Raw genomic sequence first — 25,730 nt, 5'->3', positions numbered from 1 at the left:
TAAACGAGCTATAAATGCCTATTCCTAGCATTTCCGATTATAACAATAATCGGAAATGGCAGGCCCGTGGACACTATTAATGGAGGCCTTCGACATCCGCCCTAACCCCGGAACGACATGAGTTTCAGTTGTCCTGATGGATTTTAGGCCTATGACTTGGCTCGCACTGCGTCTGAAATCTCTTCATATTTCAGACTCCCTAAAAACGGAGTGCTCAAAATGGAGCGATCTAAATTGCGGTTCAAAAAATCCCTGGCATTTGTTGCCGGCATTGCGTGCGGAGGCGTTGTCGTTGCGCTGCCAGTGTTGGCTGTGAAAGCTTCCTCGCTCGATCCGAGCCTGCACGCAAGCGTGGCCACTGTCGCGTCTGGAGTGATGATGGTCGGACTGTATCTGCTCATTCGCAAAGCCCAGTCCCGTGTTCTCTGCACCTGCTCCCGCACGGCTGGTTAAAGGCCATTTGGAAGCCTGCGCTGCATGGGATCAGGCGCCCGTTTGATCCCATGTACTCCTCACATTTGGCTGGTTCACTCTTTGGCTGGATTCCACCTTCGTTGTCGTTACACTCACTTCCAGAATCTAGTTCAAGTACGTCCCGGGTGATCTACGCGCTGGGTGCTGTGTGCTTAAGGTGCCCAAGGTATGCCACGAACACGTTTGTTCCTCCCTCTCTCCCGTCCTCAGGCGAATGCCTTGGAAGATCGCGACTGCTCATCCGCAGCGCTGCTTGCGCAGTGGTCTATCCCATCCTTGGCCGCCGTGATCGCTATCCAGTCCTTACCTACGCTGGCCCAGACAACAGATCCCAGTGCTCGGCTGGAGCGCGCTTTAGCCGGCCTTATTGATGCCGGCTTTGACCTGGAAACCGCTGGCCAGGGTGATTCCTTCTCCTCTCTGGTGTTCAGCCGCTTCAACCCTCAGTTGTTCAGCGCCGGGCTAAATCAGCTGCGGTCACTGTCTGTCCGTCTTCTCGAACCCGAAGATCTGGATGCAGAGGGTTACCTCACAGAAGACCGAAAATGGGATTTCGAATTCACCTCACGCCATGCAGAGGCCTTGAATCCATTTACCGAGAGGTTTGTTGACGCAGCTGGAAAGTCCTTCACCCTCGCCCCCCAACAGGCCCGGGCATTCCGCGTCTTTAAGTCGGAACTGGATGAGGACTTTCACCTTCAGGCTCTCGCCGGAACGGGAAAGACGTTCATGATCGAGCGTCTCATCGATTGCCTCACCTCTTACCGCCCTCTCGTCCTGGCCATGACCAAGGTGCAACTTGATGCCCTGCAGCAGAGGGTCGGGACTGGCCGGGTAACTGGTATGACTTTCTCGGAGCTTGCAGTCCGCTCGCTTCAACTGGATGTAGGACGGCATGGTTCTAGATCCTTCCGCTTATCGATGAGACGAGCACGTGTAGAGATGAGCCAGATTGCCAACCACTTGGAATTCAAGCCCGTTGGTAACCTCACTCCCAGTCAAGTCGCCTCAGTGGCCAACAGGACTGTCTTCCGGTACTGCACAAGCCGTGACGCTGAGATTGGAGTTCATCATCTTCCATCATTGGGCGGGTCGTACTCGGTGCCCCAGAAAGAGCTTCTGGTTCAATGCGCAAATCGACTCTGGCAAGAGACCATTTTCCCGTCGTCTTCATCACTGGAGCTACCTGTCCGTGGCTACCACAGGATCAAAGAGGTTTCGCTCAGCAGTACAGCGGCCGTCGAGCCAGGCTTCACTCACGTGATCGTCGATGAGGCCCATGACCTCCCTGCCCCAATGGCTCAATTCCTGGATAGGTGCTCTATCCCGGTGATCACCTTGGGGGATTCCTGCCAGCGCCTGGACGGGGCCGCTGTGGAGCGTGCACCACACGTTCGCCGGCGTGAAATATTTCACTCTCTCCGTTCAGGCCGAGAGATGGAAGCTGCGGTGAACACCCTGATTGAGCAGAACCCAGTGGTCGACGTGCACCCGCTCGAGGGGAACCGCGAACAAGACACAAGGGTCGTGTTCTATAGCCGTCCCTTCATTCCCGAGCAGCCTACTACCATCTTGGTGTGGTCTGAGTGGGGAATGTTTGAGTGGTTCCAGCGCCTGGCCAACGCGAAGGCACAGTTCAGCCTTCTGCCAGGGTGCGAGGGAGGTTTCAGGTGGTTTGTCCTCGACTGCATAGGGCTCTACCGCGAAGGAATCAGACCGACACACGGCGCCCTGTTCAAGTACACCTCCTGGGACGCGCTGCGAAAGGATGTCTCGAAGCGGGAGAGCGCCTTTGATCGTATAGACCGGATGCTTGAAAAGGGATATTCCACAATGGACTTCGAGCGCAGCCTCATGAAGTTGGACCAGGCTGGCAAGGCGCCCTACAAACTGGGAACGGTCGTTGCGGCCAAGAACTCGGAAGTCAATTCGGTGATGCTGGCCCCTGAGCTATTGGATAGCAGCGGTTCCGATCGTCTGGATGCTGCCCGGGCTTTTGCTGCGGTCTACACAGGAGGTACCCGCGCCCGTCATCAGCTTTATGTCCCTGGGCATCTACAGGATTGGGCTTCCGACACTGCGGCCAGGGCGAGGTGCTCCTAGCCCGCGAGGTGGCCCCCTCCTCCGCTTGCTGGCGGCTAGTCCGCGGACAAAGGCCGGCGGCCAAGACCCAAGTCGTCGCGTATCCTGAAACTCAAGTCTGACGTTTGATCTTTGTTTTTGAAATCATGGTGTTAGCCTCTCTTCGTCAGACGCTACGCCCAATTACCAATGATGAAGTCAGCCGCGCTCCCTAAATACCGGCAACCACAGCTCGACGAGAACCGCACCTCGCCGAGCTAGCAGCCTCCTACCCTTCATCCATTCGTTCAACAGCCCTGCCCAACGAAAAGGCAAGGTCCTACCGCTCACGTCTCCTCTGGACAAAGCCCAGCCTGGGTTCTGGGAGGCTGTGCCTGGTCGAAATGTAGAAACGTTTCTTGCCTTGTTCTGCGCGGTGGCCCTAGGCGTTGCAATGGGCATCCCAATAGGAGCGTGGATTTTCGTCAGCGGTTACCGGTTGTGGTGAGTTTGCTCAACCGGGGAAGGCTTGGTTCTGGGGGCCGAGCGTCGCGGCAGCTTGAAAGATGCGCATATTGTGCGAGAATTGTGCATAGTAAGTGCAATCCTAAAGGAGGCAACCCATGGCCAGCAAAGCTGTATTAGAGCTTCGCCCCACCAACTTCGCGGGATTGATGGACGCTCTCAAAGAGGTGAACCGTGTGATGTTCTCTCCTGAGCGCTTCCTCAAGGTTTTTTCGATGGACCAGCAGACCTTGGCGCTCCGGGCCCATGTCCATCGCAACACTGTGCGCAATGCGCCTGAATCGGAAAAGGTCCAGGCCTACATTCGTGATTCAGTGAAGGTTCTGCGCGCAGTGACCGACATGGGCACGGACGTGACGAATGCCATCTTCTGGTTTAAGAACGAGCCTCTTTCCACGTTCGGCTATAAAACCGCGGAGGAAGTGGTCAGCGAAGGAAAAACCGAGCAGCTGATCGCTTTCCTTCAATCCTGGGAAGCTGGTGCCCAAGGATGAAAATCATCGGAGTGCAGGACCTCCCCTGCTACCGAATGCACACTCCCAAGTGGTCCGTTGCGCCTACATCTGGAGCTGGAGCTGCAACTCAGGGTGGCCGGGTTAACCGAAAGGGGCTAGAGGCTCTATACCTCTCGCTTGAGTCGGCAACGGCCATTGCTGAGTTTCAGCAAGCAAGTGCATTCCTTCCACCTGGTCTGCTGGTCAGCTATTCCCTCAGTATGGATCGAGTGATCGACTTCACCGGCGGCTATAACGATACCTGGGCCCCGATCTGGCAAGACTTTTTCTGCGACTGGAGAAAGATTCGCTTCAACGACGGCGTTGAACCGCCAAGCTGGATTATCGGGGATCTGGCTATCGAGGCTGACTGCGCTGGGATTCTGTTCGAGTCCGTTGCGAACCCTGGAGGTCGGAACCTGGTGCTTTTCACCGATCAGTTGCCGGTGCATGGGAAACTTGTGGTCAACGATCCTCGCGGGGATCTCCCTACCGACCAGTCATCTTGGACGCGCCCGTAGTGCAAGCCCGGTACCAGGCTCACGCCTGGCTACCGGGGTAGCGCCTTACACGTACTGTTTGCTTCCTTTCCGCTCGAGCGGACGGCCTTTGAACACGTGCGGGCCGTCCATCGTCAGTTCGACTTTGTCTCCCTTGCGGGTCAGCCAGGGAGTGGCTTCAGAACCGGTTTTGGAGGTCACTCCGCTGGGGCTGATCCGAATTTCATCGCCGTCGATTTCGATCGTCCCCAAGACGTAGGTGTAAATCAGACTGCTGAAGAACCCGCTTTTAAATTCGAAGGCACACTCTACTACCTGGTCCCCATACTCCATCCGCATTCTCGGCTTGAGGGAGGCAACTGAAACGGCGCCATTGTCTACCGCGGAATAGACACTGCAGACCAGCGCAACCTTGCCACCCATGCGATGGGAGATGGCCGGGTTGATCTCGACGGTTTCGATCCCTGGAGCGGAGGCGCTGGCACTCACTACGTCACCGGCATGGAACACAAAAGGATCAGAATCGAAGGAGCCTCGCTTGTCAGGCGCCTGGATTATGGACATTCGACCGTCTGGGCGAAGGATGCCGATGCGCAGGTCTAGGTCATCGTTGTCCCGACCGTCGCCGTTGTCCACCCAGGTAGCGCTGACCTTGATCGCCTTCGGCGCGGCCGCACCTTTCTCCAGCGAGACTTTGTGTGAGGTACCTGGCTTGTCCAAGGTGACAACTGACTTGGTGATGTTCACCGACTTTGCAGGAGGCGCGGCCGGGGTTGGAGCAGCTGCCGGCGCTTCGTCGACCTCTACACCGTACATGCCACAGAGCCCGGCCAAGCCAGAGGCGAAACCCTGCCAGACTGATCGCGCCTTTGCCTGGCCATTTCGAATGTAGAGTTCGAGCACGATGATCCCCGTCTCCCGGTCGAAGGCCCCGGGCGCAAGATCCAGTACCTGTGCGCCAGCGATGACTCGAGCAGTGAGGTTGGGCACTTCGGCGAAGCCTCCACCGCTGCCGTCCTGGGTCAAGGTGATGGCGATCTTCGAAATTGTGGGTGGAAGACGGCTCAGGTCAAAGCTGATGCTGTGGCTGACCGTTCCGGCTTGGTTGATGGGAGGAGAGAATGCGGCTGCGCCGGAGGCATGCTCTGGTGCATTGAAGAAGACCATTCCGCTGTCATCGATCACTTTGCCTGTGTCAGTGACGAGGAAGGCCGTCAGGTTCACGTCGAGATTTGCGCCGGCGGAATGCGCTACCAGGACCTGGCCTTTGGGCTGGTTGATCGTTGTGTTCTCGCCGGGTTTCAGGGATTGACTCAATTTGGGTCGCCTATTCCTTGGTTGATGTGCAGGCGATCTCGCCTGGATTGCATTACTTGAGATCAGCACTCACCCACTCAGGGCCAAATCTCATTGTTGAAGTGTAACGGGCCCAGCCAAAGGTAGGAGTCCATAAGCCACTGACTGCCGTAGCGATTTGGCTTCCTTCGTGTGCGTCGGTACACATCGATACACCTCAGTACACCTCGCAACAGTACACATCGTGGTCAGAGTATCCGCTGCCGTAGCCGTTATAGTTCAAGCCTGTGGCTACCATATTTGCAGGGCAAATCTTTGTCGCAAACGGTGCGTCAATGGGATTTGACCGATTATGTCCACCAGAGGCTTCTGGCACACTCCAACGGTTGTTACGGTGGATGCTCAAATCCTGAAGGAGGATCAGCCTGATGTCTGTCGCACTTTCTAATCCAAACCCCCGTAAGCAGCGAATCATTGAGATAGCCTCGGAGATCGTGGATACGAAGGTTGAGCGCGGTGAACTCGACCCCAATGATGAGGGTGCAATGGACGCCGCTTGCAGGGAAGCCGTCCTCGATGCAAAGACGCTCTACGATGCTGCCGTTGAATACGTCAGCTGAGGCAGGGGACCAGAGCCGCGTGAGGGCCGCCTCGGCGACCGAACATGTCATTCGAGCAGGCCTTCGCTTGGCTATGAAGGAGACCTATTTCCCATGAGAGAACCAATCATTCCCCCTGAAGACAACGCCCGATACGCGCTGCTTTTGGCCGACTATGTTCAGCCGATAAATGCGTCCAGAGGCGAGCCGGTGCCCACGTGCCACTTCACGGCGATGGAGTTCCACGAGTGCGACTCTGACCCCAGTGGCCGCAATGATGGGTATCAATGCCGGCATTGCGGCCACACTGAGTCAAGCTTCGAAGCCTGGGCGAAAGTCGAGGCGCGCAACCAAGGGCAGACCACCTTGGGGCCAGGCCCTATTTAGGCCTTGCCCCTCCTGCCCGCTACCATCCCAATTCGCGGCTTCCACACCAGAATTAGGCCTTGGGACTGAGGAGGGGTCCATCAGGACACCCCTACTCTGGCTACCTTCCACAGTTGCACCACGTCCGCAGCTCGATGACGTAGCAGCATCGCTGCGTCAGCGCACGCGGACTCCAGAGTCATTGGGCCAGGAGTGATGGAGAAGGCTGCAACAATTCCAATGTTGCGCAGCCGCTGATACCCGGCTCCCAACGTGCCGGCGATCGCTACAGTCGGAACTCCTGCAGCAGCTGCGATAGCAGCTACCCCAGCAGGGGTTTTCCCATATAGCGTTTGCTCGTCCAGTTTGCCTTCGCCCGTGATCACCAAGTCAGCTCCTTGAACTGCCAGGCTCAGCCCAGACAGATCTGCGATCAGCTGAACGCCGGGCCTGAATTCTGCCTGGAGAAATGCCTTTGCAGCGAAGCCTATACCTCCAGCAGCGCCAGCCCCGGGGAAGTCACGAACGTCTTCCTGGAGCTGCTCTGCCACGATGTCGGCATACGCGGCCAATGCTTCATCCAGAGCCAGGACCTGATCAGGTGATGCACCTTTCTGTGGGCCGAAAACGTGAGAGGCCCCTTTCGGCCCGGTGAGTGGGTTGTCGACATCACAGGCAACATCTATCCGGACTTTATGTAGCCTTTCATCCAAGCTACTGAGGTCGATCCGCCGAAGGGCATTGAGCGCCAGTCCACCCTCCTCGAGCTCATCGCCGGCTGAGTCCAGAAACTTGGCTCCAAGCGCTCGCAACATTCCGGTACCGCCATCATTGGTCGCGCTACCTCCGAACCCCATGATGATCCGTTGCGCGCCGGCGTTCAGAGCCTGCAGGACCAGTTGACCTGTGCCGAAGGTGGATGCGAGCGTCACGTCGCGGGCGGCGGGCGCGACCAGGTGGATGCCACTGGCAGCCGCCATTTCGATCACCGCCGTGCGGGATTCGCTCAACCACCCCCAGGCTGCCTGGACCTCTGCCCCAAGTGGTCCACGGACGCGGCTGAACCGGCGTTCACCCCTGGTGGCAGCCAGGACCGCGTCGACGGTGCCCTCCCCTCCGTCTGCCATCGGCACGCATACGATTTCAGCGTCAGGAGCCGAATCTCGTACTCCCAGGGCAATGGCTTCCGCCACGAGCTCTGCTGACAGGCTTTCTTTAAACGAATCCGGTGCGATCACGACTTTCATGCAGTTCCCCTCGGGCCAAGCTGTTGTTTGAGGGGATTGTTCCTGCTTCAGGTGCGCGGCAGGTAGGTGGGAATCACAGACTTTATGACGGTCTTTTGTGCAATTTCACAAGGCCCACGAAGCCCTACTCCGCAGCCAGGATCATGGCCAGATAGAGTTCAGTGATGCCCTTGGGGGATGCGAGGTCGAATCCGGTGATATCGGCGATTCTCTCCAGTCTGTAACGTAGGCTGTTCCGATGGATATTCAGTGCCTCTGCACAGGCTTGGCCATCACTTCCGTGCTCCACCCAGCACTTCAATGTCTTACGTAGCTGGCCATTACCATCCTCTTGCTGCAGGGAGAGGTAAGGCTCAGCCAGCTGCCGAAATCCATCCTCGGAACGATGCCGCCACACTGCGACCGGAATTCTGTGAGCGGCCAGATCAAGCCACTGGATATCTGGGATCTTCGCTTGGGCGTAGGCCATCAAGTCAGATAGCTGCTCAACCTCAGAGCGCAGAGATCCGGTTTCGATGTTTGGGGTGCCGATCGCCACCCTGCTGAGTGAAATGCCGGCGCGAGTTACCCGCTCACGAAAATCCGGTGGAACAGTGCGAGGTGGGCACCAGACCAGGCCTGATGCATGCAACGGAACGCACCAGGCGTCGGCTACCTGGTGCTGAATCCATCTGGTGACCTGCTCAATGTCGGATGGGTTGGCCAGCTCGAGGAGGATTGCCGTCCGACGAAGATCAGGTTTCAGACCCAATCGCTGGGCCTCAACGATGGCACGTTGAGCAGACTGGCCGGAAAGGAGGATGGCAGACAGAACATCTTCAGTCCGTTTCTGGAGCCAAATCTGGTGCTGCTGGTCGTTGCGCTGGGCCACCAACATTTCAGCGGTCATTCGTACCATCTCAGCGAACGTGCGGACCTCCTCGGGCTCCCCGGACACGCCGATGACGCCGATCAGCTGGCCATCCAGGCACAGTGGAAGGTTCACCCCTTCCTGAACGCCTCTGAGAGCGCTAGCAGCTGCGCTGTCGATTTCCACAGCCCTATTGTTGGCGAGGACCAGTTGGGCCCCTTCGTGGCGGGTATAGAGGCGCTCAGCCTCCCCTGTCCCAATGATCAAGCCCTGGCTGTCCATCACATTCACGTTGCGCGGAAGGATGGCCATCGCTCGGTCGGCGATTTCCTGGGCGAGGGAGTGGTCAAGATCGAACATTGCCGGAGGCCTGTGTTTTATTTCTGGCCAGTGTACCGAGGCCGGCGGTTGCCACCAGCTTTTCGGAAAATCATTGCTCGGGGCCCAGAGTCCCTGAGGAAGTCGCAATACTTCCACCGCGGCTGATGGGAGCGCTCATGCTTTTCCGTGAACACCTCGCCGGGCCTGCTGATATGCTGATCAGGAGGCCCGCTTCCCACTCTCTCAGGATCGACCTCGATCCCCAGCCAATCCTGACAGAGAGTCCCGCATGGCCACCGGCCGAGCTGCATCCTTTCGCCCTGGTCAATTCCGTCATCTGATCCGCGTTACATCCGTCACCGGGCGCATGCCCGAGCGGCTGCAAGCTGCTGGAGTGTGGGAAAATGTCGGAACTGAGTTGGGATTTCTACTATGGCCGTTATCCTATGAACATATTTCGCTGAGCCACCTGGTGGCACGCTGATTTAGGCCAGATCATGGCCTTGCGTTTCCTGCTACCCGTGAGACTTTGACCCCATAACGAGTACCGAGGAATACGCCAATGACCAACAAGCTCAGTGAACCGATGCAGGACGTGTTGCGGAAGCTCGGCAAGGGTTGGGGTTGGGATGACTTTGGCGTACATGGCCCGTTGTCCCACGCCGCACGGGTTCGCACGTGTGAGGCGCTGTTGAAGCGCGGGCTAGTGGCTTACGCGTGCGGTGATTACGACCTGACCCAGGCCGGTGAGGCCCTGGCAAAACAGCTCAACGACCAGGCCGCAGCTGCCAGCCTGGCTACTTAGGAAATAACGACAGGCTACTTCACTACTAAAAAGCTTGGACGTGGGTAGGAAAAATGCGGCTGATCTGCCGCCCAGGTGCACCCCAAGCCCAGCCGTCAAACGTTGGGCCGAGGTCGTAGGAAGGGACGCTCCTTCGCGTCCGAGCAATCAAAGAGGTGCGTGTCATGGTTCAGTGGATCGCAGGGGTTGCTTTCACTTGTCTGGTTGTTTTCAGTGGGGCGAGCGCTAATTTTGGTGATCCGATTGGCGAGTCATTGATAAATGACCCAGGGCTTGCCGCTGTCTGCGGCTCATCTGACAAATCTTGGAAGAAGGATAAAAGCTGGCGATTTAGATGCCAGCAGTGGTCCGAGGCGATGAATGCAGCGCACTTGAACAGTGTTTATGAGACAGCCCATGAATCGAGGATTTGAGATGAGGTTTCGTCCCCAACACTGTCATTTGACGGTGGCAGTCTGCGCAATGCTTGGCGCCGTGAAAGCCCTTTTTATCGCTGAGTATTTTCTCTCTTTTATTCTGCTGTCCGGTGGAGTTGTCGCATTGATTCACTGGAAGGCAATCAAGTCCGGTCTGATTGACCTCTGAAATATCACGTTTTAATCACGGAAAACGCCCATGAACACTGACCTTACGAGCATTGCTCAAATCGCCGCGAATCGCTGGAACGCTGAGGCTGATGAGTTCAATCAGTGGGATGCTTTGGGCCAGGATGAAAAAGATGAACTTATCGCTGCTGAGCAAGAGCTCTTGGTCGGGCCCTCGCTGGCAGTAAAGCCACCATTTGCAGCGACTGAATAGCAGGCCAACCTCATCGAAGGGCAGTTCGACACGCTGAAGGACCGGTTGCTTCCTGCCCGATGGCGCGTCGCAGTGCACCCAGTTCTTTTGGTGCAATCAGGCGGTACTTTGCGACCAGGCCACGAAGCTGGTTGGCCTTTGCAGGGCGTTGCTAAATCAACCCTATTCGAATGCGATGTGCCATGCGCGGAGGGATGGCCATCGCTTGGTCGGCGAATTCCTGGGCTAGGGAGTGGGCAAGATCGAACATTGCCGGAGGCCTGTGTTTTATTTCAGGCCAGTGTACCGAGGCCGGCGGTTGTCACCAGTTCCACTGCGGCTGATGGGAGCGCTCATGAAATTCCGGTCCACTCTCTTAAACCGTCTGCCCCCCTCGGCCGCTCCTCTGCCCTGTTTCCAGGATGCTTAATAAAATCGCGTCGGCCGGAGATCACCAACAGTCATCCAATGCGTTGGGGCGTAGCCTTGGGATATCGTCATTCGCCGGGCCTCGCGCGGGGTCACAGCGTTATCGAGGTCGACATGCTCGATCCCTGCTTCCACCTTGATCCTGAGGAAGAAGGCTTTGCCGGGATGCCTTTTCGCTTAGTCCTTGTCCATCATGATGACTTGTTCCGGGAAGTCGTCCGGAGGTGTAGCGTCTATTGCGTTCATACGGTGACCTGATTAGAGGTGGTTGGTCAGCGCGCCAGCACCCAAGGCAAACGCGGAAAGCGCTAAAGCTGCCCAGAGGAGCTTCATGAGGGCCGGGGCCAAGCTGATTGTCAAACTTCTTTGCAGCTGGGTGTCAGATTCCGCCCGGGCCTCCAACGAATCCCCGACGGAGTGCCGTGCAGGGTTCAGGGTTGTAACCCGATCTTCGATCTGGCTGTGCATCTTCTGGATTTCTTCAATCTGCCTACGCAGGCCTTGAGTTTCTTCTGCCTGCTTCTCCAGTAACTCGCGAATGAACGCTGCGTGTTGTTCTTCTTGCGAACTCACCGTTCCTTCCAGTTGCTCAATCTTAGATTCGAGAGATGCGACCTCTTCAGCATGCGCGTTTTGAAGTTCGGAGGCATGCAGGTGGGCGCCTTCAACAATGCGCTGTGCCGCCTCGACGGCTTTCTCAGACTGGTTTTTCTCTCGTTGCCACCTCGCGGCCAACTCCACGAAACTGGGGAAGGACAAGAAACTGACTTTCTGTTGGTTCCACCAAGGGCGGAGGTCTTGGGCACGCCGCACCCCAATCACCTTCTGTCCAGCAGCTGGTGAGACGTAGAACCCAACCCGAGTCAGGAATGTCTCGATCCGCGCGTCGTTAGCCCGTGCATCCTCTGGTTTGACCTTGCTCTGTGCCCCGATGGGAAGGTGTACCGCCTGGACCTGGTAGTTGCCACGCATCTCCGACTGCTGGATTAGGCGGATGAGTTGCGCCATGAGGTAGGAGCCAATGCCCAGCCCCGGCTGTCTGATCTCAATGCCTTCGGTGGGGCCAAATACGATCTGGCAGTCTTTGTGGTCGATGACACACCACACGGTGTTCTGATCGAGGTGGTACTGGCAGTCCGGATCTGAATCATCCCCTACGAATCGAAACGAAACGCGGAAGAATTCTGCCCCTCTGTGCAGTGATCCTTGCTGCTTGGAGGTTACAAGCTGGATCAATGCTAAGCGTTCTGTCCCATCGCTCTGGCGAACAAGACAGGCGCGGTCCTGTCCGGTTTGAGGGGAGGCATGGAGTTGCTTACCTACCGAGATGAGAGTGGTCCTGCTCCGAGTTTCCGTAGTCATGGCATCGATCATTTGATGAATTACAGGGGCACAGCATAACAGCACCTTGACTTATCCCAGCTTCAGGCAAGCTGAAGGGAATGACAGGGCTGTGCTTTGCCAGTGGCAGTTCGGCGATGATGCCGGCGGGGTGATTGTGCCGTAAGCACGTCGAGAGAAGAGATCGCAGCCCGGTTCCTCCGGGCTGCTTGCAGGAGGATCAGTTGGCGTCGAGTTCGTAGGACCGGCCCACGAAGAGAGAGGCGTAGAGGGGCTTTCCTTCGCTGAACTTGTAGTGCTCTTCGAACTTACCTTCTTCGACTAGCTTGCGTGCGATTGCGCATTCGCTGTCGCTGTGTTCTCTCGCTTTGGCCCCGAAGTCACTTTGCCAAGTCGATAGGCCAGCTGCTTGGCAGAACGCATCGAACTGCGATTTGCCGGCGTTTGCCTGGTAGGAATCAAAGGCGTCCTTGATCGAAGAGAAGCCCTTAAAGGTCACCGAGTAGTCTTCGACCTTGGTATGGAGCGCAAACTTGCTGACTGCGTCCAACAGGACGGACTGACCGGTCAAAGAGCTGTAGGCCCCAATGATGAAGCTGCTCAGGGTATTCCTGAGCAAAGTCTGCACCTCGTCGAGCTCAGGAAGGAAAGCAAACTCCGCCTCACGAACGATCTGCCCAACCTCGCTGCCGTCATTGCGGTGGGTCACCACGAACCTCATGGAGCCCGCCCCATCGTCGCTACGCTGGATGTAGAAGTCGAGGTCGACCTTGGTGCCAAAGTCTCCGGTTGCACCAACGATGAAGGCACCTGTGACCGGGCTACGCACTGCCATGTTGGTGCCCCAGGAATAAGGCAACTTGACTTCGCTGCTGGCAGTCTCTGCAGGTGCCCATTCGTTGTCGGCAGCCAGGTCGCTCACCAGAACGACTTCGGCCCCTCTGCGGGAGATGAAGGGGTTTGCCATTTCCATTCCCAGCAATTGGACGTGAATCTCACCGTCCTTGCTGTCGCCGGAGTGGTTGATCTTCAGCGCATCCGCCTTTAGGTAGACGCCCGCGGCGTTGCGGCCGGTAGTGGACAGCATCTGGTACTTGGTCCACCCCATCAGGCCTTCTTCGCTCGACCGGCCAATCGCCGTTTCAAAAAGGCCGCGCAAGCCCTGAAGGAACTGCTCAGCACCGTTGGTTTGGACCGCTGCGAGGCGGACTTCTGGATTTTTAACGGTCAAGTTGCCGGAGAAGACGGAGTATGAAATCTCGCCTTCGGAAAGGACGTCCTGCAGGTAGTAACGCTCTTTGAAGCTGTCGTAGTAGCTAAGTGCCGTCTTCTTCCCTGAACTGGAGAGGATGGCAGTAACACCACCGACAGCCACCACTGCAGCTGCGATGGAAGCCATGAGAAGGTGCTTCTTCTTGATCGATTTCATCATGGTGGTCCCTTATTGGAGCTGGGCGGAAGCGTTTTTCCAGGTGTTTACGTACTGCTGTGAAACGTCTGGAGTCCAGTTGAAGTCGATCCCTGAGTCAGGACCATATTCACGTGCCAGGACTGCGCCGAACGAGACCTTGTCGGCGCAATGGTCCTGCTTACAGGCTTCAGGTGCGGCCGGCAGGTTGCCGCGGAACGTGGGAAGAGCCCGTCCGTCAACCAGCGGCATGAAAGGAGTGAGGTTTGCCACTGGCACCACATACCACTCCTTCTCGAAGGTTTGGTTCGATAGCAGCCGCCCTTTGGCTGGGAAGTCGATGTCATAGCTGCCGTCTGTCTTTCCAACGACGTGGATCATCATCAAGCCCACACTCTTGGAAGAATTTGGGTCCTGCAGCGCCAGCGGTGATCCGAAGCGGACCTGGATGCCTGCCATTTGAGCAAGCGCCTCGACCTCTCTGCCTTCGTAGTCCTTCATGCCCGCCTTCAGCTGCTCATAGCGATCAAGCACCCGAGAGTGGAGTTCTGCCATGTGCTGCTGCACGCGCCGCTCTTCGAGCAAGCGTTGCTGTTCGCGCTGAAGGGCCCAGTTGGAGCCATCCTTCACGTCAAAGTAGAACTGGCCGCGGCTCTCCCCGATGCGGTTACGTATGATTTTCTGCGCGTCATCTCCCCAACCTGATTTAGGGAAAAGAGCGGCGAAACTTTTCGCCACGTAGAAGTTCTGTACCGAGACGGTTGAAGGGGAGCTGTTCCTGATCAGCTGAAATACCTCTTTGCCCGCCCTCTTGTAGTCGACCGGATCAAGCGCGAACGACTCATCGGGTGTGATCGCAACGTAATAGGGATCGCTATTGAACGGCCCCAGTACCCGGTAGTTGCCTCTCTGGAATGCCAGATAGACCTTCATTTGCCTGCTAGGAATCTCGCCCAGGAGGAATAGCGCTTGATCGGCATCCGGACTCAGGTAGGAGAGCTCTTTGCCCTTAACCACACTCTCCAGGTCCTTGTTGAACATCAAACCGCTGGCGTGGACAAACACTCGGCTCCAGTTGTCTCCACGGTAGGTGTTCGGAACTGTCCAAGACAGCTTCTCGAATGAGCCCTGAGCAAATCCTGTGGAGGGACATGGCATCGCTGGCGTCGAACTGAAAGCAAGACTGCCATCGCCATCGTTGAAGACAGATTTGCTCATCACCCATTTACAACCACCTGAGTCCGTGATTTGGGTGAGTTTGCTATGTTCAAGCACCAGTGCCCTGCCAAAGTCAGACGCCGGCGTGACTGTAATAGCCGCAGGTACGGATGAGCGTTGAGGGTCGGAATGAATCTGCTCGATTTGGGCTGAGGGGGCTGCGGCGATCGTCGTTTGGGGAGGCAGCTGCTGGACGGTTTGATCCTGCTGCTCAGGCAGCTGATCATGCGCCTGCACCGTGTTTGTCACGGGAGCCACAACGTTTGTTGGTGGAGCCGTCTGGTCGACCAATGCAGATGCTTCGACAGACGAGTTGCTGGGGAGAACCGCTGGCGAAGATATCTTCTTGGCGGAAGCCAGCGTGACAATGCCTAAATTGGCCGCTGTACCAGATCCGCTGGCGTATAGGTTGCCGCTTGCATCGACAGCCCTCCAGGTCACCCTCGCGGCTGGGCAATCATTGGCGAGTACAGTTGGTAGTTTGCCGACCAGGCCAGTCAGGAGCGCTTGGTTGTCCCAAACTGGCCGTCGAATGGTCAGCTCAATTTCGGGTTTGCACCAGTTTGAGGCTTCGCCTGGGACATCTACCTTGATGTGATCTTTTTTCGAGACGGCCAGCTCGTGAGCGAATGCTTGCGGCAGTAGGCCGCAAGCTCCAACCACTGCCAGCGCGAGCGCGCGCTTCTTCATGGTCATCCTCAGATCAGTTCCCAGGTACCGTTGGCCTGTTTGCAGAAGGTGTTTTGCTGCTGCTCCGCCTGCCCACTGGCCGATTTGAGACTCACAGTCACCGGCCGGCAGGCAGTTTCGGCCACGACTTGCTCGGTGGGGAGGGACGGGATGGAATCGAGGTCGAACGCCTGGGTTTCTTTGCTGGCGGAGACATTCATTTCATCGAGGTTCACGGCAGGTGCAGCAGTCTTGGCAACGGCCTGTGCCTTCGGCTCGACGTAGTCCTTGTGAACATAGCCAACCGTAACACCCTTGCGGCCCACCAAGATCCAGTCACCGGTGGAGCCTACGGCGGTAAATTCAGTGTTGGTTGGCAGTCCACCGACTTTGTCTGCCTTCAGGTTCGGAGCTGCTCGGACATTCAGGCTGGACTTGGTCACATACGCTTCGTTGATCAGCTTCATCGAAGGGACTGCCTGGATCTTCGGCGCGCGCTTGACCTCAACTGTCTTGGTCTTGCTGTACTCCTGCCCCTGGGTGATTTGGGCAGTTGCACCGGAGTGATCTGAGGTCCAGGTGACCGGCTGGGTAGCAACGGTAGGCTGACTCAGGACCTCTTGGGTTCGCAGGGCCAGCGCCTGTTGGTCTTTCTCGTCGAGCATGTGTCCGATTCGGTTGCCAAGGTACCCGCCAATGCCTGCCGCGATGATCGTTGCGGCAATTTTGCCGTTTCCTTTGCCCATGGTCGCCCCGATTGCTGCGCCAGCGAGGCCGCCGAGGACGGTACCGGCCTGTTCTTTACTGATGCCCATTTCTGCACAACCGGAGGTTGCTGCAATCGCTACTGCCAGGATCGACGCGACGAACTTCTTACGCACAGTGTTTCTCTCCCTTTTGTTGATACTCACTCTGCTTTCAGCAGAGGTTTGGTGAGGTCGTAGAGCATCGCTTCTGCCGACATTGCCCAGTGGAAAATGCCGGCCATGATGGTTGGCCCCTTCTCGATGCTCCGAAATGCGGTTCGGTACCCAGCTGACTGGATGATGGAGTTCCCATAGATCAGCGGGACGATGATGATCACGACGACTGCCCCAAGCCGAACCAAACGTCTCCGGCCCTGAATAAGCCCGCGCTGTTCCACGGCCGAGAGCACCAGTCCTACGAGATTGAGGGCGCCCATGAAGAGGCCGCTGATCAATGTCCAAGGGACGAACCACATATTCTTCAGGACGTTCAGGCCCTGCTCACCGTGGATGTCGGTGTGAGCCACATCGAACGCCATATTCTTGGCTATCCCTGGCAGGTACTTGTCGAACTGCTGTCGGCTGGCCAGAACATCCATGCCATTGACGTAGAGCGGGCCCATTTCTTCCCTGGCGAAATAACGGACCTCGGCGCTGTTCAAGATGGACTGGCGAGATCGCAGGCCAGGTTTGATGGACCGGGCAAAGTCATCGAGGGTAGGCTCGTAACCGAGCTCTTCCCCTGCCTTTGGCCAGGCAATGGGTTTCCACTCATTGCCTGGAAGCCCCGCCGCGCGGAATGCCTCGAGCTTGGCGTATGTCCTGGCGATATCCTCTATCTGAGGAACGACCTCATCTTGGATGCGTCCATATAGCCAATCGCCGTTTCGCCTTGTGTAGCCGGTGAAAACTGCTGCTGCGAACCCGAAGAAGTTTTGGTCGATCTTTTCTACGTAGGAGCCCTGCACGCTCATCAACACCCCAAGATTCGCAATGAATGCCTTGCCATCGCCCGTATCGCGATGCTCTTGGTAAGGGACGCCTGGGATCTGGAGTGAGTCGTAGAGCAACCCTTTCTTCGTCACGTAGGCATAGAGGCTGTATACGCGCAGGTTGGCCGGAAACTTCTCGGCGATCAGGTCCGGGGCTTCACCCTGAATCCACCAGGTTGCTGGAGCTGCAACTATGGTACTGAGCGCAATGCTGAGACCGATGTATTGACCTCCTCCCCATCGGCGGTGAGCCCAAATGCACATCCGCCAGGCGAACAGGCACACGCTGGCCGATGCCAAAATTTGACTGTAGATCTCGAGGGTTTGGAGCTGCTTGAGGGGAATGTCTGCCCCTGCCATGTTCAGCAACTCGGCGTTGAAGAGCAGGCCGCTGATCAAGCAGACGGCATTCAGCACAACGAGTGCGATGAGAAGCATCCAACGGGTCCTTGTCAGAGAACGGAACCAGCGGCCACAGAGCCTGTTATCTGAGAGGCGGCCGTTGGGATGGATGGCATTTTGCCATCCGCTTCGGAGGCAGGCTACCAATTTGACGCCAGAAAAACGTACCCCGGGGGCCGCACCAGCTGGATTTGAATCTAACGGGGTTGCTGTTCGGTTCAAGCCAAAGCGTGCCGCTACGAGCACGGTTGAGGGAACACCGGAGAGATAGGGGCTTGGTTGTTCAATCTTCGGCGTTATGGTCTTACAGGTGCAAAAGCATACGGCTGCACATCCAAGCCACTCGCGTTCCCGGGCGAGGCACTATCCCGTCCAACACCTGGTGCACTTTAGACCTTTCAAGGAAGCACTCAATGCAGATCAGCCAAGGGCAACGAATCCAGTTGTCTAACCTCATTCAGGGACGGACCCTTTCCGTCGCGATCCAGATCAAATCATCCCCTACAGTCGACCTTGCCTGTTTCGCACTGGATGCTTTCGGGAAGCTGTCAGACGCTCGCAACTTGATCTTCTACAACCAACGCATCTCACCTTGCGGCAGCTTGAGACAGGTTGGTGCACAGTTCAGCCTGAAACTTTCAGGATTACCGTCATCCATAGAACGGTTGGTATTCACCGCTTCAATCGACGGTGAAGGCGCCATGGGCAATATTCGTCCCTCCACCTTTGTAATCAAGGACCGGACGGGTGAAGTCGTTGCCACATGCCCTTTTGCCGGCAATATCTTCGGGGCGGAGAAATCCATCATGGTCGCGGATCTCTACCGCGAGGATGGCCACTGGCATTTGGCGTCGAATCTTCAAGGTTTCAACGAAGACCTCACCGCCTTGGTGAGGCATTACGGTGGGCGGTGTTGAAGAGGTATCACCGGCAATTACCCTGTGTCAGCCCAGTTCAACCACCCTGGCTAGCTAGGGGCTTGGTTGTTCAATCTCCGGCGTTATCGTTCGGCATGCGCAGTAACTCAAGGCTGCACATTCGAGCCACTCGCGCTCCCTGGGCGCGGTACTATCCCTCCAGCACCTGGTGCACGTTAGAACTCTCAAGGAAGCACTAAATGCAGATCAGCCAAGGGCAACGTATCCCTCTATCGAACCTCATTCAGGGCCAGTCTCTATCCCTCGCGATCCAGATCAACTCCCCCCATACAGTCGACCTCGCCTGTTTCGGCCTGGATGCTGCGGGGAAGCTTTCGGACGATCGCTACATGATCTTCTTCAACCAGCCGATCTCCCCTTGCGGCAGCTTGAAGCAAGCTGGAGCAGAGTTCAGTCTGAGCCTGGCTGGACTTCCCCCCTCCATCGATCGCTTGGTGTTTACCGCGGCAATCGACGGGGCCGGTGCCATGCGCGATATCCAGTCCTCATCTTTTGTAATCAAGGACCCGGCCGGTCAAGTTGTTGCCACCTGCCCCTTCGCTGGCAACACCTTCGCCGCGGAGAAGGCCATCATGGTAGCAGACGTCTACCGCAAGGATGGCCAGTGGCGTTTGGCGTCGAATCTCCAAGGCTTCAACGAAGGGCTCAGCGCCCTGGTAAAGCATTTCGGGGGCGAGGTTGCTGATGATGCACCTCCCGCAAGTTCCCCTGCGCCAGCCCCCGTTCAAGCCACCATTTCGCTGGAAAAGAAGGTGGCGGCCGCGGCTCCGCAACTGATCAGCCTGGCCAAAAAGGCCCAGGTAAGCCTCGAGAAAGCGAAGCTGACTCATGTGAAGGCGCGTGTTGCGCTGGTTCTCGATGCGTCGGGCTCCATGAACTCCCAGTATTCCAAGGGGCGTGTCCAAGAGGTGGTCAACAGACTGCTGCCCCTGGCCGTCCACTTTGATGATGATGGCTCAATTGACTGCTGGGCCTTTGCAGCAAAGCCGCAAAAGCTCTCCGAGATCACCCTGAGCAACTACCAAGACTTCATCAACACCGACAATTACGGTTGGCGTGACTGGAACGTTGGTAGCCGGATCAACGACGAGCCCAGGGTGATGGAGCAGGTGATCAGCTATTACCTCAACGACGGTGACCGGTCGCCCGTTTATGTTCTCTTCATCAGCGACGGTGGGGTACACGAGAACAGGAAGATCACCAAGCTCATGACCGAGGCTGCGAAGCTGCCCCTCTACTGGCAGTTCGTTGGCCTTGGGGGGCAGGGCTATGGCATCCTGGAAAAGCTTGATGACATGAAGGGGCGAGTGGTCGACAACTGCGGATTCTTCGCTCTGGATGACCTACACCAGGTAAGCGAGGAGCAGCTCTACGACCAGCTCATGGAGGAATTCCCGAGCTGGATCAAGGAAGCTTCTGCGAAGGGGATCATCGCCTAGCGCGCCCCAGAACCCACCGGTGTCTTAGCTGGGACGCCACTTCAAAAAAAAACCCGCCTAGATGGCGGGTTTTCTGTTTTAGGAGCGATGACCTCGGACACATGGTTCAGCCTAGGGTGGCTAAATCCATTGGGCTGATTTCACGGAACCGCGATGCTCTGTCGAGGCTCACCACTGCCCCGAATGCCGTCAATGTCGCACATGGATCGATCGCTTCCAGCCGGTTGAAGTCCAAGGTTTCCCATTGATCACGAGAGATCAGCGCCGAGATTACGTATTGATCCTCGATACGCCCCGTAGCCGGATTTGTGCGCTGAATGTACCCGGAAGCAAGGCACTGTTGGATGCCTGGGAGCAAGGCAAATACCTCCCCAACCACACGAAAAACGGTGCCGTAACAGAGGGAGACGAAGTCCTTTCGAGTCTGAGCTTCGGACCTGGTCTTGAAGCTGAGCTTGCCATTGCCTTTGGCTTCAGCGGTTCTGTTTGGCACATCACCTTCTTCGGGCAGGTCGATGTCCAGGGCTATTCCAGTAACGTCGTGGGAGAACTCGTACTCGAGGAGTGTTTCTTTCGGCCAGGCGATGCCGGAAAGCACATAGTCCAGCGCGCGCTCCATTTGAGCGCTATATCCCTTTGCAGCCAGCCGGATGGCCTTCTCGATTTCGGCACGTGCCTTCTCGTGGGCGTCGCGGGCGGAGTTCCACTCAGCCAGATCCTGTTGGTACTGGGCCTCCAGTGCCTGAGTCTCCCTTTCCATCCTGGCACTTCGCAAGAGCATCTTGTCGAGTAGCCCGGGCGCGTCAATGGATGGTCGGCGCGGTTCTTCAAGGTTGAACGCAGGAGGAAGCGCCGGCAGAGAACCTGGCCTGGGAGTCATCATGTGCACCGAAAGGCACTCTTCGAGCCCTTCGTTGATTTTTGCTGCAGCTTTTTCGAGAAGCGCCTGGATCTCCTCACACTTCTCCACCTTAACGCGCTTAACGATCTCGGGCGGAAGCAGGTTGTCTTCCAGATCTGTGATGATCAACGAGCCATCATCGTCGACTTTGACCTTTATGGGCCCGGAATAGGCCGCTGTCTCTCCAGATGGACCAGGTGCGCGCCTCTGGCCAGATCGATCCAGCCGTTCACGATAGGAAAGGCCAGTCCCTGGCAGGCCCGCGTTAATGTAGGTGCCACGTTTGCCCATGGTTAGGCTCAATCCGCGTGGACCAACAGAGGTACTGATTCCCGAACCGCTGATGTTGAGCCGAACGCCGGGAACGATCGTAATACGTTTGCTGAAGCGGAACCCCATATCTTCCTCCGAGATTCACTGGGGACGCCGGCCTGCCCACTTGCAGGTCGATGTCGATGCCAAGCTATGTCCGGCCGGCGAGGTAGTCGTCAATGTGTGAAAACTGCCGGTTACGGCACATCCAGGCGGTAAAGAAGGCAAACAATGCGCTTGCAGCAATTGCCCATCCACGCCGCCGGCGACGGTCCGCCTTTGTTGTCCCGCCAAGCAGCAAAAGGCCCATTAGGAGCAGGTAGAGCGTGAACAGGACAACCTTCGCGTAGAGCGAGAGCAGGAAATACAGGGATGGGCCGTTGCTGCGGTAGGTCTGAATGAGGATCTGGACACTCATCAACGCCAGCAAAAGCAAGGCTGACCAAGCGGCGATCTCTGAGGAGAACTCCAGCCACTTCACGAGGAAATAAGCCCCTACACCGAGGATTGGGGTCATCGTTGTCCAGAGGGCGTCGGTATAGTCCTGGTAGATGGTCATCGAGCCCCTGGAGTGCAGCCAAATGCAGATGAGCAATACCAGTACCATGGCCACCACCCCAATCTTAAAAGCCTGCGAGCTCGTAGTGAGCTCAGGCTTGGCGGTTGGCGTAGTCGATTGGGAATGCACAGTGGTTGCTTCTCGGTGCACCAGCTTCTGTGGCAAAACAGCCTGGTGGTCTCCCCCGATGCCAGTCTTTTGAGACTGGGCTGTGAGCTTTGGAGAGATTCCCGTTACATTCGGCACTGTTCCCCAGAGTGCCAGTGCTCGGATCTGGTCTGTAATGGCTACTGAAACACAGCTGGGTGTTTGGCAAGAATCCCTGCGCTTAAGCCACTCTCTCTGTGCCTGACGCACCTGACCCTTGGTCATTTCCGTCACCCGCCCGAGAGTCTTCACATACTCAGAATTCAGGTCCTCATCCAAACGCTGAAGAGGCTCAGATGAGCAGATTGTCGCTTCCGCAAAGGTCTTTGCTTTTGCACAGTCAAAGCTCGTTGCCTGGGCCGATCCTAGCCCGGCTGCAGTCAGAGTGGCGTACAGGACGATACTCTTTAGGATGCTTCGCATTGCCTACTTCCATGAGTCCAAGGTAACGATGAGCAGGGCCAGGATTTGTCCTGGCCCAATGGAGGTTCAGCCAGCGCTCTGGCTAGCGGCGGTCAATTCAGCGAAGGCTGTTCCGGTCCACTTGTACCTAACGACGCTTTCGAGGCTCGGGCAGCACATTGGATCGTCGTCGCCGTGGGTCAAGACCTTCAAACCGAAAATGTTCTGGCCCAGGACCTGGATGTCTGTTGCGCCACCTACGACAAGCTTCTGCTTGAGGGCCCAGCCGTCCGGCTCCTTGTAAAGGGCAGCCAGGGTTTGGTACGAGCCGTTCCCACCGCCCTGCCCTTCGATGGTGAAAAGGACAACAGCATCCTCTGCACCGTCGCCATTCAGATCCACTTGAACAACCTTGCGACCTTCTTCGTACTCACTTCCGCCGTCAGAGGAAACTTCGGCAGCGACAAGGCTATCGATGGCTGCCGGCAAGGTCAGTGCATGTCCGCCGGCGGGAAGTCCATGCGATTGAAGCTGCGATTGCTGCGACACTTCACTTACCGGTCGAACAGAGTGCTCTGCGGAGCCCAGGGTAGCTGGAGCTTCTTGCTGTTGAGGGGGCTGTTTCTCATCGTTGTATTTCGCAGCTGCTTCAGCATTAGGTTTCAGCCCTGCTGCCTTCAGCTTGCTGACAAACACTGCCTTGGCACGATCCTGGAACGGCTTCAGGTCACTCGGCGCAAGCTCCATTACCCCTTTCTCATCGAATGGCTGGGCGTCACCCAGGAACCATCGGGAGAAGAAACCAGGGCGTCTTGATTCGAGGATCTCGATCACCTGGTCCTTCACTTCTTCCTCGGACTCCTCCCAGAGATCCCACCCTTCGTCTCCGAACATCGCAATGATGCCCTTCTTGTCTTCCGGCCCAGAAAGGGGCACTGACTCAAGCACTTTGATATTGAAGTCGATGGTTTTGCTCACGCAGGTGTTCGTAAAGCTACCGAAGCATTCCTCGCGCAATTCCCGCTGCGCCATACCCAGCTTGAAATCAGTGACAGCATCACAGCCCACTAGCCCCAGCACGCCACCTACAGCCAAAAGCAACCTGAGTTTCATCTCGCGATTTTCCTTGTCCAGACACACAGCTTGTACGGCGCAGCAACTGGAGATTTGCCGGTCGTGACATTCGTTCCCTTCCTACAGATGTGAAAAAGCCCCGGCCATGCCGGGGCTTTTTCCTGCCTTTCTGCTTAGCCGATGCTCACGCCGTGAGCTTCAGCCAGAGGCTTCAGGCCGCCGGCGAAACCTTGGCCGATCGCCTTGAACTTGAACTCGTCGTTGTGACGGTACAGCTCGCCGAAGATCATGGCGGTCTCGGTGGAGGCGTCTTCGGACAGGTCGTAGCGAGCGATTTCCTTGCCGTCGGCCTTGTTCAGGACGCGGATGTAGGCGTTGCCCACTTGACCGAAGGACTGCTTGCGAGCTTCGGCGTCATGGATGGTGACGGCGAAAACCAGCTTCTTCACGTCCGCGCCCAGGCCGGTCAGCTTGACGTTGACTTGCTCGTCGTCGCCTTCGCCCTGGCCGGAGCGGTTGTCGCCCAGGTGCTCGACGGAGCCATCGGTGGACTTCTTGTTGTTGTAGAAGATGAAGCTGGAGTCGTTCAGAACTTTGCCGTTTTCACCGGTGATGAAGATCGAGGCGTCCAGGTCGAACTCGGTGCCATCGGTAACGCGCGGGTCCCAGCCCAGGCCTACGACGACTTCGCTCAGGCCAGGTGCTTCTTTGGACAGGCTGACGTTGCCACCCTTCGAGAGAGATACTGCCATGGTGTGATTCCTTGATTCAGTTGGGGTGAGGGATCAGTTGACGGTCAGACCGTAACCGTTGGCCAGGGCCTTCAGGCCACCAGCGTAGCCTTGGCCGACAGCGCGGAACTTCCATTCGCTGTTGTGACGGTACAGCTCGGCGAAGATCATCGCGGTTTCGGTCGAAGCGTCTTCGGCCAGATCGTAGCGAACGATCTCGGAGCCGTTGGCCTCGTTGACGATGCGGATGAAGGAGTTGCTGACCTGGCCGAAGTTCTGGCGACGGTTTTCGGCGTCGTGGATGGTCACGGTGAAGGCGATCTTGTCGACGTCGGCCGGAACACGGCTCAGGTCGACCTTGATAGCTTCGTCGTCACCGTCGCCGGCGCCGTCGCGGTTGTCACCGGTGTGCTCTACGGAACCGTCCGGGCTCTTCAACTGGTTGTAGAAGATGAAGTCGGCATCGCCGCGGACTTTGCCGGTGGCGTTCAGCAGGAAAGCGCTGGCGTCGAGGTCGAACTGGGTGCCATCGGTGGAGCGCGGGTCCCAGCCCAGACCGACCAGGATCTTGGTCAGCCCAGGTGCTTCTTTGGACAGGGAGAGGTTGCCACCTTTTTGAAGAGACAGTGCCATGTATACAGCTCCTTGTGGTTGCTACTGATTACTGGTTTTCGGCTTGCGCTTCTTCCTTTTCGGGGAAGATCACGCTTGCCAGGATGCCGACTGCCAGAACTGCCAGGACGATAAGCAGGCTGGTGTTCGGATCGATGCTGATGCCGTGGTGGAACAGGTGGTCGGTGGCGTTCAGGCCGAGCTTGGCGGCGATGAAGAACAGCAGCACGACGACCGCTTTCTCGAGGTGCACCAGGTAACGCTTCAGCGCTTCGAGGACGAAGTAGAGGGTACGCAGGCCCAGGATTGCGAACAACATTGCCGAGTAGACGATCAGGGGCTCACGGCTCACCGCGATTACCGCCGGTACCGAGTCGAAGGCGAACAGTACGTCAGACACCTCGACTACGACCAGGCAGAGGAACAGCGGGGTGGCGAACAAACCGCCCTTCGCAGCCAGGCTCATGCCTTTGTTCTCGGTCTTCTGGACTTCGACTTCGAGCTTTTTCCGGCTCACGAAGAAGTTGTGGCCGTATAGTTTCGGCCATACAGGGAAGAGCTTTTTGGCGAAACGGTAGGCGAGATGTTGGGAGTAATCTTCCTCAGCATCATCATCGTCTCCGCCTTTGAGCATCATCACCGCCGTCCAAGCCACGATCAGCGCGAAGACGATCTCAACCCAGGGACCGAAGGCCAGCAAGCCGGTACCGATCGCCACGAACACGCCACGGAAAACGATTGCACCGATGATGCCCCAGTACAAAACGCGGTGGCGCAGACCATCCGGCACCTTGAACCAGGCGAAGATGGCCATGAAGACGAACAGGTTGTCGACCGACAGCACTTTCTCCAGGGCGTAACCGGTAACGAACAGGCTTGCGACTTCAGCGCCGTGTTGCACGTAGAGGAAACCTGCGAACGCGAGGGAAATCGCCACCCAGAACACGGACCAGATAGAGGCGCGCGCCAGAGTGATCGGCTTGTCATCGCGGTGTGTGACCATGTCCAGCAGCAGGGCGGCAAGCGCCAGGCCGACAAATACCGCCATGGTCAGCGGTGGGAAGCCAATGTGAGATGTTTCCACGTTTCAGTTCC

General features: G+C 57.1%; 23 protein-coding genes. 9 read left to right on the top strand and 14 right to left on the bottom strand.

The window, feature by feature from the left end; all coding sequences use genetic code 11:
• Window positions 1-693 precede the first annotated feature (693 nt).
• The 3 genes from Q9451_RS32290 (at window position 694) to Q9451_RS32280 (ending at window position 4,075) form a co-directional block, all read left to right on the top strand.
• Complete coding sequence (locus tag Q9451_RS32290; RefSeq protein ID WP_235375613.1) at window positions 694-2,577, top strand: helicase; 1,884 nt, start codon at window positions 694-696, stop codon at window positions 2,575-2,577.
• A 581-nt stretch (window positions 2,578-3,158) separates the two neighbouring features.
• Window positions 3,159-3,554, top strand: a complete 396-nt coding sequence (locus Q9451_RS32285; protein WP_019437782.1) for a hypothetical protein — start codon at window positions 3,159-3,161, stop codon at window positions 3,552-3,554.
• Window positions 3,551-4,075 carry an RES family NAD+ phosphorylase gene (locus tag Q9451_RS32280; RefSeq protein WP_172688507.1) on the top strand — a complete coding sequence of 175 codons (525 nt, stop codon included), beginning with the start codon at window positions 3,551-3,553 and terminating at the stop codon, window positions 4,073-4,075. Before Q9451_RS32285 ends, Q9451_RS32280 begins: the two co-directional genes overlap by 4 nt.
• Before the next feature lie 45 nt (window positions 4,076-4,120).
• Here Q9451_RS32280 and Q9451_RS32275 read toward each other — a convergent pair whose 3' ends face one another.
• The gene (locus Q9451_RS32275) at window positions 4,121-5,371 is read right to left on the bottom strand and encodes a TerD family protein (RefSeq protein ID WP_172688506.1); all 1,251 of its coding nucleotides are present in this window, start codon (window positions 5,369-5,371) and stop codon (window positions 4,121-4,123) included.
• Window positions 5,372-5,778: 407 nt separating this feature from the next.
• Here Q9451_RS32275 and Q9451_RS32270 point away from each other — a divergent pair, with 407 nt between their 5' ends.
• A complete protein-coding gene (locus tag Q9451_RS32270; RefSeq protein ID WP_172688505.1) occupies window positions 5,779-5,970 on the top strand; it encodes a hypothetical protein in 192 nt (63 codons plus the stop codon).
• 446 nt (window positions 5,971-6,416) lie between these two features.
• Here Q9451_RS32270 and Q9451_RS32265 read toward each other — a convergent pair whose 3' ends face one another.
• Together Q9451_RS32265 and Q9451_RS32260 are read right to left on the bottom strand one after the other, a co-directional pair.
• Window positions 6,417-7,562, bottom strand: coding sequence for a glycerate kinase (locus Q9451_RS32265; RefSeq protein ID WP_172688503.1), 1,146 nt, complete (start codon window positions 7,560-7,562; stop codon window positions 6,417-6,419).
• Window positions 7,563-7,686: 124 nt separating this feature from the next.
• Window positions 7,687-8,772 carry a sugar diacid recognition domain-containing protein gene (locus Q9451_RS32260; RefSeq protein WP_172688502.1) on the bottom strand — a complete coding sequence of 362 codons (1,086 nt, stop codon included), beginning with the start codon at window positions 8,770-8,772 and terminating at the stop codon, window positions 7,687-7,689.
• 523 nt (window positions 8,773-9,295) lie between these two features.
• On the opposite strand from Q9451_RS32260, the gene Q9451_RS32255 reads away from it, so the two are divergent.
• From Q9451_RS32255 to Q9451_RS32245, 3 genes are all read left to right on the top strand, one after another.
• Complete coding sequence (locus Q9451_RS32255) at window positions 9,296-9,538, top strand: hypothetical protein (protein ID WP_172688458.1); 243 nt, start codon at window positions 9,296-9,298, stop codon at window positions 9,536-9,538.
• 164 nt (window positions 9,539-9,702) lie between these two features.
• Window positions 9,703-9,951 (top strand): hypothetical protein, encoded by a 249-nt coding sequence (locus tag Q9451_RS32250; protein WP_235375612.1) that lies wholly within the window; start codon window positions 9,703-9,705, stop codon window positions 9,949-9,951.
• Between the two features lie 202 nt (window positions 9,952-10,153).
• Window positions 10,154-10,336 (top strand): hypothetical protein, encoded by a 183-nt coding sequence (locus tag Q9451_RS32245; RefSeq protein WP_065760313.1) that lies wholly within the window; start codon window positions 10,154-10,156, stop codon window positions 10,334-10,336.
• A 666-nt stretch (window positions 10,337-11,002) separates the two neighbouring features.
• Here the strand turns inward: Q9451_RS32245 and Q9451_RS32240 are convergent.
• The 5 genes from Q9451_RS32240 to Q9451_RS32220 all read right to left on the bottom strand — a co-directional run bounded on the left by Q9451_RS32240 (window position 11,003) and on the right by Q9451_RS32220 (window position 17,556).
• Window positions 11,003-12,106, bottom strand: a complete 1,104-nt coding sequence (locus Q9451_RS32240; protein WP_345956212.1) for a hypothetical protein — start codon at window positions 12,104-12,106, stop codon at window positions 11,003-11,005.
• 199 nt (window positions 12,107-12,305) lie between these two features.
• Window positions 12,306-13,517, bottom strand: coding sequence for a hypothetical protein (locus Q9451_RS32235; RefSeq protein ID WP_172688500.1), 1,212 nt, complete (start codon window positions 13,515-13,517; stop codon window positions 12,306-12,308).
• 9 nt (window positions 13,518-13,526) lie between these two features.
• The gene (locus Q9451_RS32230) at window positions 13,527-15,401 is read right to left on the bottom strand and encodes a hypothetical protein (protein WP_172688499.1); all 1,875 of its coding nucleotides are present in this window, start codon (window positions 15,399-15,401) and stop codon (window positions 13,527-13,529) included.
• An 8-nt stretch (window positions 15,402-15,409) separates the two neighbouring features.
• Window positions 15,410-16,261 carry an SH3 domain-containing protein gene (locus Q9451_RS32225; protein WP_019437793.1) on the bottom strand — a complete coding sequence of 284 codons (852 nt, stop codon included), beginning with the start codon at window positions 16,259-16,261 and terminating at the stop codon, window positions 15,410-15,412.
• A 26-nt stretch (window positions 16,262-16,287) separates the two neighbouring features.
• A complete protein-coding gene (locus Q9451_RS32220) occupies window positions 16,288-17,556 on the bottom strand; it encodes a hypothetical protein (protein WP_172688498.1) in 1,269 nt (422 codons plus the stop codon).
• A 377-nt stretch (window positions 17,557-17,933) separates the two neighbouring features.
• On the opposite strand from Q9451_RS32220, the gene Q9451_RS32215 reads away from it, so the two are divergent.
• Window positions 17,934-18,437 carry a TerD family protein gene (locus Q9451_RS32215; RefSeq protein ID WP_172688497.1) on the top strand — a complete coding sequence of 168 codons (504 nt, stop codon included), beginning with the start codon at window positions 17,934-17,936 and terminating at the stop codon, window positions 18,435-18,437.
• A 200-nt stretch (window positions 18,438-18,637) separates the two neighbouring features.
• Window positions 18,638-19,897, top strand: coding sequence for a VWA domain-containing protein (locus Q9451_RS32210; protein ID WP_172688496.1), 1,260 nt, complete (start codon window positions 18,638-18,640; stop codon window positions 19,895-19,897).
• 106 nt (window positions 19,898-20,003) lie between these two features.
• Here the strand turns inward: Q9451_RS32210 and Q9451_RS32205 are convergent, their stop codons facing one another.
• From Q9451_RS32205 to Q9451_RS32180, 6 genes are all read right to left on the bottom strand, one after another.
• Complete coding sequence (locus Q9451_RS32205) at window positions 20,004-21,197, bottom strand: DUF4236 domain-containing protein (protein ID WP_172688495.1); 1,194 nt, start codon at window positions 21,195-21,197, stop codon at window positions 20,004-20,006.
• Between the two features lie 64 nt (window positions 21,198-21,261).
• Window positions 21,262-22,239: a lysozyme inhibitor LprI family protein gene (locus tag Q9451_RS32200; protein WP_172688494.1), complete on the bottom strand. Its 978-nt coding sequence runs from the start codon at window positions 22,237-22,239 to the stop codon at window positions 21,262-21,264.
• A gap of 66 nt (window positions 22,240-22,305) precedes the next feature.
• Window positions 22,306-23,331: a hypothetical protein gene (locus tag Q9451_RS32195; protein ID WP_172688493.1), complete on the bottom strand. Its 1,026-nt coding sequence runs from the start codon at window positions 23,329-23,331 to the stop codon at window positions 22,306-22,308.
• A gap of 134 nt (window positions 23,332-23,465) precedes the next feature.
• A complete protein-coding gene (locus Q9451_RS32190; protein WP_033997894.1) occupies window positions 23,466-24,044 on the bottom strand; it encodes a TerD family protein in 579 nt (192 codons plus the stop codon).
• Window positions 24,045-24,077: 33 nt separating this feature from the next.
• Window positions 24,078-24,656 carry a TerD family protein gene (locus tag Q9451_RS32185; protein WP_010792502.1) on the bottom strand — a complete coding sequence of 193 codons (579 nt, stop codon included), beginning with the start codon at window positions 24,654-24,656 and terminating at the stop codon, window positions 24,078-24,080.
• A 28-nt stretch (window positions 24,657-24,684) separates the two neighbouring features.
• Window positions 24,685-25,719, bottom strand: coding sequence for a TerC/Alx family metal homeostasis membrane protein (locus Q9451_RS32180; protein WP_057391295.1), 1,035 nt, complete (start codon window positions 25,717-25,719; stop codon window positions 24,685-24,687).
• Window positions 25,720-25,730 lie beyond the last annotated feature (11 nt).

The sequence above is a fragment of the Pseudomonas sp. NY8896 genome, assembly GCF_039634505.1.
The sequence above is the reverse complement of the archived record's forward strand: the minus strand, read 5'-3'. Positions and strand labels throughout refer to the sequence as shown.

What these genes read in the sequence shown, in the direction of transcription:
- Q9451_RS32285 (WP_019437782.1), top strand. Translation starts at nt 3,159, where the DNA reads ATGGCCAGCAAAGCTGTATTAGAGCTTCGCCCCACCAACTTCGCGGGA.
- Q9451_RS32280 (WP_172688507.1), top strand. Translation starts at nt 3,551, where the DNA reads ATGAAAATCATCGGAGTGCAGGACCTCCCCTGCTACCGAATGCACACT.
- Q9451_RS32270 (WP_172688505.1), top strand. Translation starts at nt 5,779, where the DNA reads ATGTCTGTCGCACTTTCTAATCCAAACCCCCGTAAGCAGCGAATCATT.
- Q9451_RS32265 (WP_172688503.1), bottom strand. Translation starts at nt 7,562, where the DNA reads ATGAAAGTCGTGATCGCACCGGATTCGTTTAAAGAAAGCCTGTCAGCA.
- Q9451_RS32260 (WP_172688502.1), bottom strand. Translation starts at nt 8,772, where the DNA reads ATGTTCGATCTTGACCACTCCCTCGCCCAGGAAATCGCCGACCGAGCG.
- Q9451_RS32255 (WP_172688458.1), top strand. Translation starts at nt 9,296, where the DNA reads ATGACCAACAAGCTCAGTGAACCGATGCAGGACGTGTTGCGGAAGCTC.
- Q9451_RS32250 (WP_235375612.1), top strand. Translation starts at nt 9,703, where the DNA reads ATGGTTCAGTGGATCGCAGGGGTTGCTTTCACTTGTCTGGTTGTTTTC.
- Q9451_RS32245 (WP_065760313.1), top strand. Translation starts at nt 10,154, where the DNA reads ATGAACACTGACCTTACGAGCATTGCTCAAATCGCCGCGAATCGCTGG.
- Q9451_RS32240 (WP_345956212.1), bottom strand. Translation starts at nt 12,106, where the DNA reads ATGACTACGGAAACTCGGAGCAGGACCACTCTCATCTCGGTAGGTAAG.
- Q9451_RS32235 (WP_172688500.1), bottom strand. Translation starts at nt 13,517, where the DNA reads ATGATGAAATCGATCAAGAAGAAGCACCTTCTCATGGCTTCCATCGCA.
- Q9451_RS32230 (WP_172688499.1), bottom strand. Translation starts at nt 15,401, where the DNA reads ATGAAGAAGCGCGCGCTCGCGCTGGCAGTGGTTGGAGCTTGCGGCCTA.
- Q9451_RS32220 (WP_172688498.1), bottom strand. Translation starts at nt 17,556, where the DNA reads ATGCTTCTCATCGCACTCGTTGTGCTGAATGCCGTCTGCTTGATCAGC.
- Q9451_RS32215 (WP_172688497.1), top strand. Translation starts at nt 17,934, where the DNA reads ATGCAGATCAGCCAAGGGCAACGAATCCAGTTGTCTAACCTCATTCAG.
- Q9451_RS32210 (WP_172688496.1), top strand. Translation starts at nt 18,638, where the DNA reads ATGCAGATCAGCCAAGGGCAACGTATCCCTCTATCGAACCTCATTCAG.
- Q9451_RS32205 (WP_172688495.1), bottom strand. Translation starts at nt 21,197, where the DNA reads ATGGGGTTCCGCTTCAGCAAACGTATTACGATCGTTCCCGGCGTTCGG.
- Q9451_RS32200 (WP_172688494.1), bottom strand. Translation starts at nt 22,239, where the DNA reads ATGCGAAGCATCCTAAAGAGTATCGTCCTGTACGCCACTCTGACTGCA.
- Q9451_RS32195 (WP_172688493.1), bottom strand. Translation starts at nt 23,331, where the DNA reads ATGAAACTCAGGTTGCTTTTGGCTGTAGGTGGCGTGCTGGGGCTAGTG.
- Q9451_RS32190 (WP_033997894.1), bottom strand. Translation starts at nt 24,044, where the DNA reads ATGGCAGTATCTCTCTCGAAGGGTGGCAACGTCAGCCTGTCCAAAGAA.
- Q9451_RS32185 (WP_010792502.1), bottom strand. Translation starts at nt 24,656, where the DNA reads ATGGCACTGTCTCTTCAAAAAGGTGGCAACCTCTCCCTGTCCAAAGAA.